The sequence below is a fragment of the Stenotrophomonas sp. SbOxS2 genome (assembly GCF_013416715.1).
Taxonomy (GTDB): Bacteria; Pseudomonadota; Gammaproteobacteria; order Xanthomonadales; family Xanthomonadaceae; genus Stenotrophomonas; species Stenotrophomonas lactitubi.
Map to the genome: position 1 here is coordinate 1 of NZ_JAAVXD010000011.1, position 16,687 is coordinate 16,687.

At 63.0% G+C, this 16,687-nt stretch carries 12 protein-coding genes, 1 tRNA gene and 1 pseudogene; all 14 read right to left on the minus strand.

Translation table 11 applies throughout. The features are described 5' to 3' along the window. Nucleotides 1–179 (minus strand): GTP-binding protein (locus HFK18_RS21480; RefSeq protein ID WP_257216260.1); only part of this gene is annotated, 179 nt, incomplete at its 3' end. 52 nt (nucleotides 180–231) lie between these two features. Then, on the minus strand, nucleotides 232–2,373 hold the full coding sequence (gene fusA, locus HFK18_RS21485; RefSeq protein ID WP_099819137.1) for an elongation factor G: 2,142 nt from the start codon (nucleotides 2,371–2,373) through the stop codon (nucleotides 232–234). Between the two features lie 138 nt (nucleotides 2,374–2,511). Further along, nucleotides 2,512–2,979 carry a 30S ribosomal protein S7 gene (gene rpsG / locus HFK18_RS21490; protein WP_089238997.1) on the minus strand — a complete coding sequence of 156 codons (468 nt, stop codon included), beginning with the start codon at nucleotides 2,977–2,979 and terminating at the stop codon, nucleotides 2,512–2,514. Nucleotides 2,980–2,991: 12 nt separating this feature from the next. Then, entirely contained in the window at nucleotides 2,992–3,366 is a 375-nt protein-coding gene (gene rpsL / locus HFK18_RS21495) for a 30S ribosomal protein S12 (protein ID WP_025879344.1), read from the minus strand. A gap of 374 nt (nucleotides 3,367–3,740) precedes the next feature. Continuing rightward, entirely contained in the window at nucleotides 3,741–7,985 is a 4,245-nt protein-coding gene (gene rpoC, locus HFK18_RS21500; protein ID WP_180167804.1) for a DNA-directed RNA polymerase subunit beta', read from the minus strand. An 89-nt stretch (nucleotides 7,986–8,074) separates the two neighbouring features. Beyond that, a complete protein-coding gene (gene rpoB, locus HFK18_RS21505; protein ID WP_100463185.1) occupies nucleotides 8,075–12,229 on the minus strand; it encodes a DNA-directed RNA polymerase subunit beta in 4,155 nt (1,384 codons plus the stop codon). A 326-nt stretch (nucleotides 12,230–12,555) separates the two neighbouring features. Then, complete coding sequence (rplL, locus tag HFK18_RS21510) at nucleotides 12,556–12,921, minus strand: 50S ribosomal protein L7/L12 (protein ID WP_025879347.1); 366 nt, start codon at nucleotides 12,919–12,921, stop codon at nucleotides 12,556–12,558. Nucleotides 12,922–12,984: 63 nt separating this feature from the next. After that, nucleotides 12,985–13,521 carry a 50S ribosomal protein L10 gene (gene rplJ, locus HFK18_RS21515; protein ID WP_025879348.1) on the minus strand — a complete coding sequence of 179 codons (537 nt, stop codon included), beginning with the start codon at nucleotides 13,519–13,521 and terminating at the stop codon, nucleotides 12,985–12,987. Nucleotides 13,522–13,909: 388 nt separating this feature from the next. Beyond that, entirely contained in the window at nucleotides 13,910–14,608 is a 699-nt protein-coding gene (rplA, locus tag HFK18_RS21520) for a 50S ribosomal protein L1 (protein WP_089238989.1), read from the minus strand. Between the two features lie 4 nt (nucleotides 14,609–14,612). Further along, nucleotides 14,613–15,041 carry a 50S ribosomal protein L11 gene (gene rplK / locus HFK18_RS21525; protein ID WP_004145248.1) on the minus strand — a complete coding sequence of 143 codons (429 nt, stop codon included), beginning with the start codon at nucleotides 15,039–15,041 and terminating at the stop codon, nucleotides 14,613–14,615. A 196-nt stretch (nucleotides 15,042–15,237) separates the two neighbouring features. Next, the gene (nusG, locus tag HFK18_RS21530; RefSeq protein ID WP_025879350.1) at nucleotides 15,238–15,798 is read right to left on the minus strand and encodes a transcription termination/antitermination protein NusG; all 561 of its coding nucleotides are present in this window, start codon (nucleotides 15,796–15,798) and stop codon (nucleotides 15,238–15,240) included. 10 nt (nucleotides 15,799–15,808) lie between these two features. Then, nucleotides 15,809–16,222, minus strand: a complete 414-nt coding sequence (gene secE / locus HFK18_RS21535) for a preprotein translocase subunit SecE (protein WP_100463179.1) — start codon at nucleotides 16,220–16,222, stop codon at nucleotides 15,809–15,811. A gap of 48 nt (nucleotides 16,223–16,270) precedes the next feature. Continuing rightward, a tRNA-Trp gene (locus HFK18_RS21540) sits at nucleotides 16,271–16,346 on the minus strand. Between the two features lie 101 nt (nucleotides 16,347–16,447). Further along, a pseudogene (gene tuf / locus HFK18_RS21545) lies at nucleotides 16,448–16,687 on the minus strand (elongation factor Tu); the annotation flags it as partial.

Consider the following 16,687-nt stretch of genomic DNA (forward strand, 5'->3'; position numbering starts at 1 on the left):
CCACGTGCCTTTTCTTCCGGCGCGGCGTCGATCGCGGAGTAATCCTTGAACTCGCCACCGAAGCGCTCGGCACCGATCTTGGTCAGTGCGGCGGTCAGCGTGGTCTTGCCGTGATCGACGTGACCGATGGTGCCGACGTTGACGTGCGGCTTGGTGCGCTCGAACTTACCCTTTGCCATTTCTTTCTACCTTATTGGTTCGTAAGTGGTTTGGAGGACCTGAGCGTTACGCTCAGGCCTTCTTCATGACTTCGTCGGCGATGTTGTTCGGCGCCGGCTCGTAGTGGTCAAATTCCATCGTGAAGGTGGCGCGGCCCTGGGTCTGCGAACGCAGCGAGGTCGCGTAGCCAAACATTTCGCCCAGCGGAATCATCGCGTTGATGATGCTGGCCGAACCGTCACCAGTGGTATCAGAACCCTGCAGAACGCCGCGACGACGGCTGACGTCGCCCATCACGTCACCCTGGTAATCCTCCGGGGTCACGATCTCGACCTTCATGATCGGCTCCAGCAGGACCGGCTTGGCCTTGCGGAAACCTTCCTTGAAGGCCATCGAGGAAGCGAGCTTGAACGCCATTTCCGAGGAGTCGACGTCGTGGTACGAGCCGAACACCAGCTTCACCTTGACGTCCACGACCGGGAAGCCAGCCAGCGGACCGCTGGTGATGGTTTCGCGCAGGCCCTTTTCGATCGACGGGATGAATTCCTTCGGAATCACGCCACCGGTGATGTCGTTGATGAACAGGAAGTCGTCCTTGATGCCGGCAGCGATCTTCGGATCTGCACGATCGGCCTCGGTGATCGGCGACAGCTCGATCACGACGTGACCGTACTGACCCTTACCACCGGACTGCTTGGCGTGCTTGTAGTCCGACTTCACGTCCGACATGGTGATCGTTTCGCGGTACGCCACCTGCGGCTTGCCGACGTTGGCTTCAACGTTGAACTCGCGCTTCATGCGGTCAACGATGATGTCCAGGTGCAGCTCGCCCATGCCCGAGATGATGGTCTGGCCGGATTCTTCGTCGGTCTTGACGCGGAACGACGGATCTTCCTGTGCCAGACGACCCAGTGCCAGACCCATCTTTTCCTGGTCGGACTTGGTCTTCGGCTCGACAGCCATCGAGATGACCGGCTCCGGGAACACCATGCGCTCGAGGATGATCGGCTGATCCATGGAGCACAGGGTGTCACCCGTGGTGGTGTCCTTCAGGCCCACGGCGGCGGCGATGTCGCCGGCCAGAACTTCCTTGATTTCTTCGCGGTTGTTGGAGTGCATCTGCAGGATACGGCCGATGCGCTCCTTCTTGCCCTTCACCGAGTTCAGCAGCTGGTCGCCTGCATTCAGCGTGCCCGAGTAGACACGGAAGAAGGTCAGCGCGCCGACGAACGGATCGGTGATGATCTTGAAGGCCAGGGCCGAGAACGGAGCCTTGTCGTCAGACTTGCGGCTCATTTCCTTGGTTTCATCGTCAACGTCGGTACCGGTCACGTCCGGCACGTCGATCGGCGACGGCAGCAGCTGGATCACGCCGTCCAGCATGGCCTGCACGCCCTTGTTCTTGAACGCCGAGCCGCAGTACATCGGCACGATGTCGGTGGCCAGGGTGCGCACGCGCAGGGCTTCGATGATCTCGGCCTCGGTCAGCTCGTCGCCGCCCAGGTACTTGTCCATCAGCTCTTCGCTGGCTTCGGCAGCCGCTTCGATCATGAAGGTACGGGCTTCGGTCGCTTCAGCGAGCAGCTCGGCCGGCACATCGCTGTACTCGAACTTCATGCCCTGCGAAGCCTCATCCCAATGGATGGCCTTCATCTTCAGCAGATCGACGACGCCCTTGAAGCCTTCCTCAGCGCCGATCGGCAGCTGCATCGGAACGGCCTTGGCGCCCAGCTTCGCCTTCAGCTGGCCAACGACCTTGCTGAAGTTGGCGCCGGTGCGGTCCATCTTGTTGACGAACGCGATGCGCGGCACCTTGTAACGGTTGGCCTGGCGCCACACGGTTTCCGACTGCGGCTGCACGCCACCGACGGCACACAGCACGAAGACGGCACCGTCGAGCACGCGCAGCGAGCGCTCCACTTCGATGGTGAAGTCGACGTGCCCGGGGGTGTCGATGATGTTGAAGCGGTGCTCCGGCAGGGACTTGTCCATGCCCTTCCAGAACGCGGTGGTCGCAGCGGACTGGATCGTGATGCCACGCTCCTGCTCCTGCTCCATCCAGTCCATGGTGGCGGCGCCGTCATGCACTTCACCGATCTTGTGGCTCTTGCCGGTGTAGAACAGGATGCGCTCGGACGTGGTGGTCTTGCCGGCATCGATGTGAGCCATGATGCCGAAATTGCGGTAACGCTCGATGGGAGTGGAACGGGCCACGGGGAGCCTCTCAGATTTCTTGGATTTCGGATGGCCGAACGCCGCCTTTCGGCGGCCTTCGGATTGGCGCAGCCCTTCTGAGGCCGCGAGGCAGCACCGAGATGGTGCTGCCCTGCCTGTTTTACAAGGCCGTCAAACTCACCAGCGGTAGTGGGCGAATGCCTTGTTGGCTTCGGCCATGCGGTGGGTTTCTTCGCGCTTCTTGATGGCGCCGCCACGGTTTTCCGCAGCGTCGATCAGTTCAGCGGCCAGCTTCTTCGGCATGGTGTTCTCACCACGCTTGCGCGCGGAGTCGATCAGCCAACGCATGGCCAGGGCCATCTTGCGCGAGGCGCGCACTTCGACCGGCACCTGATAGGTGGCACCACCGACACGGCGGGACTTGACTTCGACCGACGGAGCCACGTTTTCCAGAGCCTTCTGAACCAGCTCGACGGAATTCGGGTTCTTCTCACCGATCACGTCCATGGCGCCATAGACGATCTTTTCAGCGACCGACTTCTTGCCGCTCAGCATCACCATGTTGATGAAACGGGCGATGGTTTCGCTTCCGTGCTTCGGATCCGGCAGGACTGCGCGCTGCGGCGTATTACCTTTACGAGACATGTGTGCTTTCCCTTAGCTCTTCGGACGCTTGGCGCCGTACTTGGAACGGCCCTGGCGACGCTTGGCAACGCCGGAGGCGTCGAGCGAACCACGAACGGTGTGGTAACGCACACCCGGCAGATCCTTGACGCGACCGCCACGGATCAGGACCACGGAGTGCTCCTGCAGGTTGTGGCCTTCACCGCCGATGTAGGAAATCACTTCTTCCTGGTTGGTCAGGCGAACCTTGGCAACCTTGCGAAGCGCCGAGTTCGGCTTCTTCGGAGTAGTGGTGTAAACGCGCGTGCAGACGCCACGGCGCTGGGGGCACTTTTCGAGAGCCGGCGAGGCGCTCTTATAAGTGGTTGCCTGCCGCGGCTTGCGGACAAGCTGATTGATCGTCGCCATCAGTATGTTCTTCTGAGAGAGGCCGAAAAAAACCGGCCATGAATGCGGATATGTGCGAGCAGGCGAAAAACCGGCCTGCTGAGACAGACGATTGTAGCAACCTGGCGAAAACGCGGTCAAATGCGCACACGCCAAGCCAGCCCTGATCCTGGGCCGTTACAGGGGAGCCTTCTCCATGCCCCCCGTTCAGGTTGTCGTCCGACCCATCGCTGGGCCGGGCGGCATCCTACCTCATCGAAGGCGAACAGACCAGCGGCCCGTGCCCTCGAGTGCAGTTCCGGCCGGAACCGGTGCTGCGTGATGCTTGTCCGGCAGGGACCGGCCGATGGCCGTCCCCTGCCCGATCGAGGTCCGGCCGGAGCCGGACCCGCCGATCAATCCTCGGCCTGCTCGGCGTCGGTCGATTCCACCACCACTTCCGGCGCAGCCACGGCCACGACGGCCGGTGCAGCAACCGGGGTGCCCGACAGGGTCTGCATTTCCGAGTCGGTCAGCCCGCTCGCGTTGCGGCGGCGGTTGGCGTGGTAGGACAGACCGGTACCGGCCGGGATCAGACGGCCGACGATCACGTTTTCCTTCAGGCCGCGCAGGTTGTCCTTGGTGCCGCGGACGGCAGCCTCGGTCAGCACGCGGGTGGTTTCCTGGAAGGAAGCGGCCGAGATGAACGACTCGGTTGCCAGCGAGGCCTTGGTGATACCCAGCAGGACCGGATCGAAACGAGCGATCAGCTCGTTGCGGGTGGTCAGGCGCGCATTTTCCTCAATGACGCGCTGGCGCTCGACCTGTTCGCCGTTCAGGAACTTGCTGCTGCCCTGATCGGTGATCTCGACCTTGCGCAGCATCTGGCGGGTGATCACCTCGATGTGCTTGTCGTTGATCTTCACGCCCTGCAGGCGGTACACGTCCTGGATTTCCTTGACCAGGTAGGCGGCCAGCGGCTCGACACCCAGCAGACGCAGGATGTCCTGCGGGCTCGGCTCGCCGTCGACGATGGTTTCGCCCTTGGTCACGTGCTCACCTTCGAACACGATGACCTGACGGTACTTCGGAATCAGCTCTTCGTGCTCCGAACCATCGGTGTCCTTGATGATCAGGCGCTGCTTGCCCTTGGTGTCCTTGCCGAAGCTGATGATGCCCGAACGCTCGGCCAGCACCGCCGGATCCTTCGGCTTGCGCGCTTCGAACAGATCGGCCACGCGCGGCAGACCACCGGTGATGTCGCGGGTCTTGGACGCTTCCTGCGGGATCTTGGCGACCACGTCACCCACGCCGACGGCAGCGCCGTCCTGCAGGTTGACGATCGAGCGCGGCGGCAGCAGGTACTGCGCCGGCAGGTCGGTGCCCGGAATCGACAGGTCATTGCCCTTGCCATCGACGATGCGGACGATCGGGCGCAGATCCTTCGCCTGGGCGCCGCGGCGCTTCGGGTCGGTGATTTCGCGCGATGCCAGGCCGGTCAGCTCATCGGTCTTCTCGATGACGGTGATGCCGTCGACGAAGTCGATGAAGCGGATGAAACCAGCCACTTCCGAAACGATCGGGTGGTTATGCGGATCCCAGTTGGCCACGGTCTGGCCAGCCTTGACCGCATCACCGTCCTTGGAGGTGATGGTTGCGCCGTACGGCAGCTTGTAACGCTCACGCTCACGGCCGTGCGCATCGAGCACCGACATTTCGCCCGAGCGCGACACCGCGACCAGCGAGCCATTGGCATGGGCCACCGACTTGAGGTTGCTGAACTTGACCGAGCCGGTGGTCTTGACGGTGATGTTGTCGACCGCAGCAGCTCGCGATGCCGCACCACCGATGTGGAACGTACGCATCGTCAGCTGGGTACCCGGCTCACCGATGGACTGCGCGGCGATGACGCCGACCGCTTCACCGATGTTGACCAGGTGGCCACGGGCCAGATCGCGGCCGTAGCAGCGGCTGCAGACACCGAAGGCCGATTCGCAGGAGATCGTCGAGCGGACCTTGATGGTCTGCACGCTGGCCTCTTCAAGCTTGGCGACCCAGGCTTCGTCGAGCAGGGTGTTGCGGGTGACGATCGGATCTTCGTCGTTGCCCGGCAGGAACACGTCCTCGGCAACCACACGACCCAGCACGCGATCCTTCAACGGCTCGACCACGTCGCCGCCTTCCACGATCGGGGTCATGATCAGGCCTTCGGTGGTACCGCAATCCACCTCGGTGATCACCACGTCCTGCGCCACGTCGACCAGACGACGGGTCAGGTAACCCGAGTTCGCGGTCTTCAGCGCGGTATCGGCCAGACCCTTACGGGCACCGTGGGTGGAGTTGAAGTACTCCTGCACGTTCAGGCCTTCGCGGAAGTTCGCCTTGATGGGCGTCTCGATGATCGAGCCATCGGGACGGGCCATCAGGCCACGCATGCCGGCCAGCTGACGGATCTGCGCCTGGCTGCCTCGTGCACCGGAGTCGGCCATGATGTACAGGGAGTTCATCGACTTCTGGTCGATGGTCTCACCCTTGGCATTGATGACCTTCTCGGTACCGATGGTGTCCATCATCGCCTTGGCGATGCGCTCATTGGTGCGCGACCAGATGTCGACCACCTTGTTGTAGCGCTCGCCGGCGGTGACCAGGCCCGACTGGTACTGCTCCTGGATTTCCAGCACTTCGGCTTCGGCCTCGGTGAGGATGCCCTTCTTCTCGTCCGGGATCAGCATGTCGTCGATGCCGATCGAGACGCCGGCGCGGGTCGCGTAGGCGAAGCCGGTGTACATCAGCTTGTCGGCGAACACGACCGTGTCCTTCAGGCCCAGCTGGCGGTAGCTGGAGTTGATCAGGCGGCTGATGTTCTTCTTGGTCAGCTCGGTGTTGGCCAGCGCGAACGGCAGGCCTTCCGGCAGGATTTCAGCCAGCAGGGCGCGACCGATGGTGGTATCCACGATCGAGGTCTTGCTCTGCTTGTTGCCTTCCTCGTCGGTCACCACCTCGGTGATGCGGACCTTGACGCGCGCGTGCAGTTCCACCACGCGGTTGTCGTAGGCGCGCTTGACTTCGGCGATGTTGGCGAAGGCCATGCCCTCGCCCTTCTTGTTTTCCAGCGAGCGGGTCATGTAGTACAGACCCAGCACGACGTCCTGCGACGGCACGATGATCGGCTCGCCGTTGGCCGGCGACAGGATGTTGTTGGTGGACATCATCAGCGCACGCGCTTCCAGCTGGGCTTCCAGCGAGAGCGGCACGTGGACGGCCATCTGGTCACCGTCGAAGTCGGCGTTGAACGCGGTGCAGACCAGCGGGTGCAGCTGGATGGCCTTGCCTTCGATCAGGACCGGCTCGAAGGCCTGGATGCCCAGACGGTGCAGGGTCGGCGCACGGTTCAGCATCACCGGATGCTCGCGGATGACCTCTTCCAGGATGTCCCAGACTTCGGCTTCTTCGCGCTCGACCAGCTTCTTGGCGGCCTTGATGGTGGTGGCCAGGCCACGACGCTGCAGCTTGGCGAACACGAACGGCTTGAACAGTTCGAGCGCCATCTTCTTCGGCAGACCGCACTGGTGCAGGCGCAGGTACGGACCGACCACGATGACCGAACGGCCCGAGTAGTCGACGCGCTTGCCGAGCAGGTTCTGACGGAAGCGGCCCTGCTTGCCCTTGATCATGTCGGCCAGCGACTTCAGCGGGCGCTTGTTGGTGCCGGTGATGGCACGGCCGCGACGGCCGTTGTCCAGCAGCGCATCGACCGATTCCTGCAGCATGCGCTTTTCATTGCGCACGATGATGTCCGGCGCGCTCAGCTCGAGCAGGCGGCGCAGGCGGTTGTTGCGGTTGATGACGCGGCGGTACAGGTCGTTCAGGTCGGAGGTCGCGAAGCGGCCACCATCCAGCGGAACCAGCGGACGCAGGTCCGGCGGCAGCACCGGCAGCACGGTCATGACCATCCACTCCGGACGGTTGCCCGATTCCAGGAAGGCTTCGATCAGCTTGATGCGCTTGGTGAGGCGCTTCAGCTTGGTTTCCGAACCGGTGCTGGCGATCTCTTCGCGCAGGCGGGTCATTTCCGACTGCAGGTCGATGGTGCGCAGCAGTTCGTACACGGCCTCGGCGCCCATGGCGGCGTCGAAGTCGTCGCCATGCTCCTGGCGGGCCTGCAGGTACTGTTCTTCGGTCAGCAGCTGGCGGCGCTCCAGGGCGGTCAGGCCCGGCTCGGTCACCACGTAGGCTTCGAAGTACAGCACGCGCTCGATATCGCGCAGGGTCATGTCCAGCATCAGGCCGATGCGCGACGGCAGCGACTTCAGGAACCAGATGTGCGCGACCGGCGAAGCCAGGTCGATGTGGCCCATGCGCTCACGACGCACCTTGGCCAGGGTCACTTCGGTGCCGCACTTCTCGCAGACCACGCCGCGGTGCTTCATGCGCTTGTACTTGCCGCACAGGCACTCGTAGTCCTTGACCGGCCCGAAGATGGCGGCGCAGAACAGGCCGTCACGCTCCGGCTTGAAGGTACGGTAGTTGATGGTTTCCGGCTTCTTCACTTCGCCGAAGGACCACGAACGGATCAGGTCCGGCGAAGCCAGCGCGATCTTGATCGCGTCGAAGTCCAGCGTCTGGCGCTGCTGGTTGAAGAGGTTGAGCAGGTCTTTCATGGTGTTCTCCAGAAGGAGGAATGCTGTGTCGATGGGCTTTCAGTTGACTGCCAGCGGCGCGGCGGCGTTGACCGCCGCGCCGGCATGGATCAGTTGTCTTCCAGTTCCATGTTGATGGCCAGCGAGCGGATTTCCTTCACAAGCACGTTGAAGGATTCCGGCATGCCCGCGACCATCTCGTGCTCACCGTCGACGATGTTCTTGTACATCTGGTTGCGGCCCTGCACGTCATCGGACTTCACCGTCAGCATTTCCTGCAGGGTGTAGGCCGCGCCGTAGGCTTCCAGCGCCCAGACTTCCATTTCACCGAAGCGCTGGCCGCCGAACTGCGCCTTGCCGCCCAGCGGCTGCTGGGTGACGAGCGAGTACGGACCGGTCGAACGGGCGTGCATCTTGTCGTCGACCAGGTGGTTCAGCTTCAGGTAGTGCATGTAGCCAACGGTGGTGTGGCGATCGAAGGCTTCACCGGTGCGGCCGTCATACAGCTGGGTCTGGCCACTGCTCGGCAGGTCGGCCAGTTCCAGCATGCGCTTGATTTCCGCTTCGGTGGCACCGTCGAACACCGGCGTTGCCATCGGCACGCCGTCGAACAGGTTGCGGGCCAGGCGCAGCAGTTCCTCGTCGCTGAACTGCGACAGGTCGACACGGTTGGCCACGTTGGTGTCATCGTGGTTGTAGATGTCGTCCAGGAACTTGCGCAGGTCGGCAACCGCCGCCTGGGCTTCCAGCATCGCCTGGATCTTGCGACCCAGACCCTTGGCAGCCCAGCCCAGGTGCACTTCCAGGATCTGCCCGATGTTCATACGCGACGGCACGCCCAGCGGGTTCAGCACGATGTCCACGGTTTCGCCCGAGGCCATGTACGGCATGTCCTCGACCGGCACCACGTTGGACACCACACCCTTGTTGCCGTGGCGGCCTGCCATCTTGTCGCCCGGCTGGATGCGGCGCTTCACGGCCAGGAACACCTTGACCATCTTCAGCACGCCCGGAGCCAGATCGTCGCCCGCGGTGATCTTGCCGCGCTTGTCGGCGAAGCGACGCTCGAATTCCTTCTCGTGCGCCTGGATCTGCTTCTGTGCGCGTTCGATGGCTTCGGCAGCGTCCTCGTCCTTCATGCGCAGCACGAACCAGTCGGCCTTCTTCAGGCCATCCAGGTAGGCGTCGGAGATGACGTCGCCCTTCTTCAGGCCGGCGCCGCCGTTGACCACCTTGCCCACGATCTGCGAACGCAGACGGGCGTAGATGGCCGCTTCCAGGATGCGGAACTGGTCGTCGAAGTCCTTCTTGACGCGCTTGATTTCAGACTCTTCGATCTGACGGGCGCGCTTGTCCTTCTCGATGCCATCGCGGGTGAAGACCTGCACGTCGATGACGGTGCCGTCCATGCCCGGCGGCACGCGCAGCGAGCTGTCCTTCACGTCCGAAGCCTTCTCACCGAAGATCGCGCGCAGCAGCTTCTCTTCCGGGGTCAGCTGGCTTTCGCCCTTCGGGGTGACCTTGCCGACCATGATGTCGCCGGCGCGGACTTCGGCACCGATGTACACCACGCCGCTCTCGTCCAGGCGGTTCAGCGCCTGCTCGGAAACGTTCGGGATGTCGGCGGAGATTTCCTCCGGCCCCAGCTTGGTGTCACGCGCAACGCAGGTCAGCTCTTCGATGTGGATCGTGGTGTAGCGATCCTCTTCCACCACGCGCTCGGAGAGCAGGATGGAGTCTTCGAAGTTGTAGCCGTTCCACGGCATGAAGGCGATCAGCATGTTCTGGCCCAGGGCCAGTTCACCGATGTCGGTGGACGGACCGTCGGCCAGCACGTCGCCACGCGCCACCACGTTGCCCACTTCCACCAGCGGACGCTGGTTGATGCAGGTGTTCTGGTTGGAGCGGGTGTACTTGATCAGGTTGTAGATGTCGACGCCGGCATCGGACGCATCGGTGATCTCGGCTTCGTTGACCTTGACCACGATGCGGGCGGCGTCGATCTGCACGATCTCACCACCACGACGGGCGTTCACGGTCACACCCGAGTCACGCGCCACGGCGCGCTCGATGCCGGTACCGACCAGCGGCTTCTGCGCACGCAGGGTCGGCACGGCCTGACGCTGCATGTTGGCGCCCATCAGTGCGCGGTTGGCGTCATCGTGCTCCAGGAACGGAACCAGCGCGGCCGCGATCGACACGGTCTGCATCGGCGAGACGTCCATGAAGTGGACTTCCGCCGGCGGCTTCAGCAGCGATTCGCCCTGGTAACGGCAGGGAACGAACTGCTCGGTCAGCACGCTGTTGGCATCGGTCAGGGCGTTGGCCTGGGCGATGACGTACTCGTTTTCTTCGATGGCCGACAGGAACTCGACTTCGTCGAAGACCTTGCCGTCCACGACCTTGCGGTACGGGGTCTCGAGGAAACCGTACTGGTTGGTGCGGGCGTACACGGCCAGCGAGTTGATCAGGCCGATGTTCGGGCCTTCCGGGGTTTCGATGGTGCAGACGCGGCCGTAATGGGTCGGGTGCACGTCGCGCACTTCGAAGCCGGCGCGCTCACGGGTCAGGCCGCCCGGGCCCAGGGCCGAGACGCGACGCTTGTGCGTGACTTCCGACAGCGGGTTGTTCTGATCCATGAACTGCGACAGCTGCGAGGAGCCGAAGAATTCCTTGATCGCCGCAGCCACCGGCTTGGCGTTGATCAGCTCCTGCGGGGTCAGGCCTTCCGACTCTGCCATCGACAGGCGTTCCTTGACCGCACGCTCGACGCGGACCAGGCCCACGCGGAACACGTTCTCGGCCATTTCGCCGACCGAACGCACGCGACGGTTGCCCAGGTGATCGATGTCATCGACCACGCCACGGCCGTTGCGGATCTCGGTCAGGACCTTGATCACGTCCAGGATGTCCGAGCTGTCGCCGTGGGCGGCAACCAGGCGCTTGGACTCTTCGTCGTTACGCTCGCCGTAGTACTTGCGGTCGTACAGCACGGCTTCGCCGGTGGTTTCCTTGCGGCCCACGCGACGATTGAACTTCATGCGGCCGACGGCGGACAGGTCGTAGCGCTCGAAGGTGAAGAACAGGTTGTGGAACAGGTTCTGCGCAGCATCCTTGGTCGGCGGCTCGCCCGGACGCATCATGCGGTAGATCTCGACCAGGGCTTCCAGCTGGGTCTTGGTCGGATCGATGCGCAGGGTGTTGGACAGGTACGGGCCACGATCCAGGTCGTTCACCCACAGGGTGCCCACTGCATCGACACCGGCCTTGCGGAAGTTCTGCAGCTGCTCGTCGGTGATTTCGTCGTTGGCCTGGGCCAGCAGTTCACCGGTCGAGGCATCGACCACGTCGTGCGACAGGATGCGGCCGACGATGTAGTCGTCCGGCACGGCCAGGGCGGCAATGCCCGAGGCTTCCAGCTGCTTGATGTGGCGCGCGGTGATGCGCTTGCCGGCTTCCACGATGACCTTGTCGCCGTCGGCGAGGTCGAAGCCCAGGGTTTCGCCGCGCAGGCGCTCCGGCACCAGCTCCAGCTGGACGCCTTCATCCGGGTTGATGTGGAAGGTGTTGATCTCGAAGAACTCGGCCAGCATCTCTTCGTTGCTGTAGCCAAGCGCACGCAGCAGGATCGACACCGGCAGCTTGCGGCGACGGTCGATACGGGTGAACAGCGCGTCCTTCGGGTCGAACTCGAAGTCCAGCCAGGAGCCGCGGTAAGGAATGATGCGGGCGCTGTACAGCAGCTTGCCCGAGCTGTGGGTCTTGCCACGGTCGTGGTCGAAGAACACGCCCGGCGAGCGGTGCAGCTGCGAGACGATGACGCGCTCGGTGCCGTTGACGATGAAGGTGCCGTTGTCGGTCATCAGCGGGATTTCGCCGAGGTAGACCTCCTGCTCCTTCACGTACTTGATGGCCTTGGTCGACGACTCGCGGTCGTAGATCACCAGGCGCACGGTCACGCGCAGCGGCGCACCGTAGCTCATGCCACGCTGACGGCACTCACGCTCGTCGAAGACCGGATCGCCCAGCTTGTAGCCGACGTACTCCAGGGCAGCATTGCCGCTGTAGCTGGCAATCGGGAAGACCGACTTCAGTGCAGCGTGCAGGCCGTGGTCCGTGCGCTTGGCCGGATCGACGTTTTCCTGCAGGAATTCACGGTAGGAATCCACCTGGATGGCGAGCAGGAACGGCACTTCGAGAATCGAACGCTGCTTGCCGAAATCCTTGCGGATACGCTTTTTTTCGGTGAACGAATAGGACGTCATGAGGTCTTCCACCTTGTTGTGCGAGTCGTGCGCCCACGACCCGAAGGGAACTTGAAATTGTCAGTTGGAAGTCGCTGGTATTGCCGGCACCAGCACGCCTTCTCCCGCTACTTCCAACTGCCAACTCGTCTGCATCCACTCCCCCGCCGCCGCGCTTTGCGCTGGCCGACCAGGGTTTGACCGCAGCCCGTGTTGGGCTCTTTGCCGCTTTTCACATCCACGCATGGCGTGGATCTACAACACCGCAACAACGACCAAAGGCCGGGGGCTTACGCCCCCAGCCTTGGCTGCATCGCCGGATTTCGATGGCGACGCAATGGAAGTGCTTACTTGACTTCGACAGTCGCGCCAGCAGCTTCCAGGTCCTTCTTCATCTTCTCGGCTTCGTCCTTCGAAGCGTTGTCCTTCAGGACGCCGCCGGCTTCGGCCAGGTCCTTCGCTTCCTTCAGGCCCAGGCCGGTGATGGCGCGGACGGCCTTGATGACTTCGACCTTCTTGTCGCCAGCGGTCTTCAGGGTGACGACGAATTCGGTCTGCTCTTCAACGACGGCAGCCGGGCCAGCCACAGCAGCGGCGACCGGAGCAGCGGCGGAGACGCCGAACTTCTCTTCGATGGCCTTGACCAGCTCCATCACTTCCATCAGGGACTTCTCGGCGATGGCGTCGACGATCTGTTCGTTGGTAAGGGACATGATAATTACCTTTGGATGTTTTTCTGGATTGAGGTTCCGTCAGGAACCACGATTAGTCGAAACTCAGGCGGTCTCGGCGGCCGGTTCAGCAGCGTCGGCGGCGACGTCGCCACCATTCTGCTTGTCGCCGATTGCCTTGATGGCGCGGGCGAACATCGTGACCGGCTCGGTCAGGACGCGTGCCAGCATTGCCAGGGCCTGGTCGCGGGTCGGCAGCGAGGCCAACACGTCGACATGGCTTGCCGGGAACACTTCACCACCGATTGCGACGACCTTGGCCTTAAGCTTGTCGTTGCCCTTGGCGGCATCCTTGATCAGGCGACCGGCAGCACCGGGCTCCTCGAGCGAGAACGCGTACAGCAGCGGACCAACCATCTGGTCCTGTGCGACTGCGAACTCGGTGCCTTCAACAGCACGCGAAGCCAGGGTGTTCTTGACAACTTTCAAGAAAACGCCGGTTTCACGAGCCTGCTTGCGCATCGCGGTCATCTGGGCGACCGTGGTGCCAGCGTATTCGGCTGCGATCAAGGAGTGGGCCTTGGCGGCGATGTCTGCCAGCTCCGCGACTACTTCTTGCTTCTGGGACAGATTGAGAGCCATTGCACTCCTCCGATTGAACTCCGCTTACGGCTCCTGCCGTGTGCGGTCCTGTGCGGCATCCGTCCTGGACGCCGGGAACATCGGAATGATGTTCCGGGGGGTGGGCCGTTCTAGACCTGGAGTGGGCCAACCTGGGTAACCCCAGACGTGCGTGAACCAGAAAAACTCCAGAAGGGCACCATCTACGCAGGGTGATTCCGGGGAATCGATTAAGCGTTCGTGACTGCTCCGGCGGCGACTCCCTGCCAAATCGAGCTTCCGTGCCCGTCGCCGGCATACCACGACCGCACCTGCGGTCTTTGACGGCTACCACCGGCGATGGGTTGCCGGCGATGCCTTCAAATGTCACGGTCGCGGGACCCGAGGGACCCGCGACCGCTTGAAACGATTACTTCAGGCTCAGCGACGACTGGTCGACGGTGACGCCCGGGCCCATCGTCGAGCTGACCGACACCTTCTGCAGGTACAGGCCCTTCGAGGTGGCCGGCTTGGCCTTGATCAGGTCCAGCAGCAGCGCGGTCAGGTTCGACTTCAGCGCGTCTTCGGCGAAGTCGGCCTTGCCGATGGTGCAGTGGATGATGCCGGCCTTGTCGGTGCGGTAACGCACCTGACCCGACTTGGCATTCTTCACAGCCTCACCCGGGTTCGGGGAGACGGTGCCGACCTTCGGGTTCGGCATCAGGCCGCGCGGGCCCAGCACGGTACCCAGCTTGCCGACGACGCGCATTGCGTCCGGGGTCGCGATCACGACGTCGTAGTTCAGATCGCCGGCCTGCATCTTCTCGGCCAGGTCGTCCATACCGACGGCTTCGGCACCAGCGGCCAGGGCTTCATCAGCCTTGGCACCGGCCGGAGCGAAGACAGCGACGCGGACCGACTTGCCGGTACCCGCCGGCAGCACGGTGGAGCCACGGACCTGCTGGTCGGACTTCTTCGCGTCGACGCCCAGGCGCACAGCGACGTCGATCGACTCGACGAACTTGGCCTTGGTGGCGGTCTTCAGGATGTTGATTGCGTCCTCGAAGGCATACGCCTTGCCCGGGACAACGGCGGCCTTGATGGCCTTTTCGCGCTTGTTCTGTGCCATCTGATTAACCCTCCACCACGAGGCCCATGGAACGGGCAGAGCCAGCGATGGTACGCACGGCGGCGTCCAGGTCGGCGGCAGTCAGATCCGGCTCCTTCGCCTTGGCGATCTCTTCCAGCTGCTTACGGGTGACCTTGCCGACCTTCTCGGTGTTCGGGCGCTTGGAGCCCGACGAGATGCCAGCGGCCTTCTTCAGCAGGGTGGTGGCCGGAGTGCTCTTGGTGATGAAGGTGAACGTACGGTCCGAATAGGCCGTGATGATCACCGGAACCGGCAGACCCGGCTCGAGCTTCTGCGTGGCGGCATTGAAGGCCTTGCAGAATTCCATGATGTTCAGGCCGCGCTGACCCAGCGCAGGACCGACCGGCGGCGAGGGGTTGGCCTGACCGGCCTTCACCTGCAGCTTGATATAACCGACAACTTTCTTTGCCATGTGAGTACTCTCCGGGTGCTAGCGCCTTGCGACAACAGGCTCCCCATCGGACCGGGAATCACGCGTCCCGGCGTCGCGTTTTGAAATCATGCCGAAGGCCACCTTTCGGTGGCCTCGTCCCGCAAGCTTCCCAACGGGAGCCGCGCAGCATATCAGGTTTTTTCTTCACATGCCTGAAGCGGCATATGAATACAGATCAGACGGCCTTTTCGACCTGACCGAACTCGAGCTCCACCGGGGTGGCGCGACCGAAGATCAGCACCGAGACGCGCAGACGGCTCTTCTCGTAGTTGACCTCTTCGACGACACCATTGAAGTCGTTGAACGGACCCTCGGTGACGCGGACCATCTGGCCCGGCTCGAACAGCACCTTCGGACGCGGCTTCTCGACGCCTTCCTGGACACGGTTCAGGATCGCCTCGGCCTCGGAATCTGCGATCGGCAGCGGACGATCAGCGGTTCCGCCGATGAAGCCCATGACGCGCGGAGTTTCCTTGACCAGATGCCAGCTTTCGTTGTCGATGCGCGGAATACCCGCCTCTTCGTGGGTCTCGATCTGGACCAGCACGTAACCCGGGAAGAACTTGCGCTCGGAACGGCGCTTCTGGCCGGCGCGCATTTCGATCACTTCCTCGGTCGGAACCAGGACGTCGCCGAAGCGCTCTTCCATGCCGTCACGGACGATGCGATCGCGCAGAGCCTGCGCCACCGACTTCTCGAAGCCCGAATAGGCGTGAACGACGTACCAACGCTTCATGCATTTCTCCTTAGCGGCTCAGGAACCACTGAGTCAGTTTCTGGATGAAGAAGTCGAACCCACCCAGCAGCAGGCTGAGGATCAGGACGACGACAATCACCACCCAGGTCATGCGAATGGCTTCCTGGCGGGTCGGCCAAACCACTTTACGCAGTTCGAAGCGCGACTCGGAGAGGAATTCGCGGGTGTCGCGCCCCTTGCCGGTCAGCATGAACACGCCGATACCGCCAACCAGGCCGACCACGACCGCCAACGCACGCAGCTGACCCGTCCACGAGCCCAGCTGGGCAGCGCGACCGGAATCGGCGGAGAACCAGAACCAGACGAACAGACCTGCCAGCACCAGCAACGATGCGAGGACGTACTTGACGATATCCCCGCCTTGCGCGGAGGTGTCCTTGGAATGTTCGATCTTGCTATTCATCAGGCTGTGTCTGCTTTAGCGGCAGGGCCGCTGGGTAAGGTGGGCAGATGGCACGCCAGGAGGGACTCGAACCCCCAACCTGCGGTTTTGGAGACCGCTGCTCTGCCAATTGAGCTACTGGCGTACGTAGAAAACTTGCCTTCCCTTAGACGGCGAAGGCGGACCGAGGTTCCCGGCCCGCCACTCGCCAGACCGGCAGCGCTATGCGACCGCCGGCATGCAGGCTTACTCGAGGATGGTGGCAACCACGCCAGCACCGACGGTACGGCCACCTTCGCGGATTGCGAAGCGCAGGCCGGCGTCCATGGCGACCGGGTTGATCAGGGTGACAACCATCTTGATGTTGTCGCCCGGCATCACCATCTCGACGCCTTCCGGCAGCTCGACCGCACCGGTGATGTCGGTGGTACGGAAGTAGAACTGCGGACGGTAGCCCTTGAAGAACGGGGTGTGACGGCCGCCCTC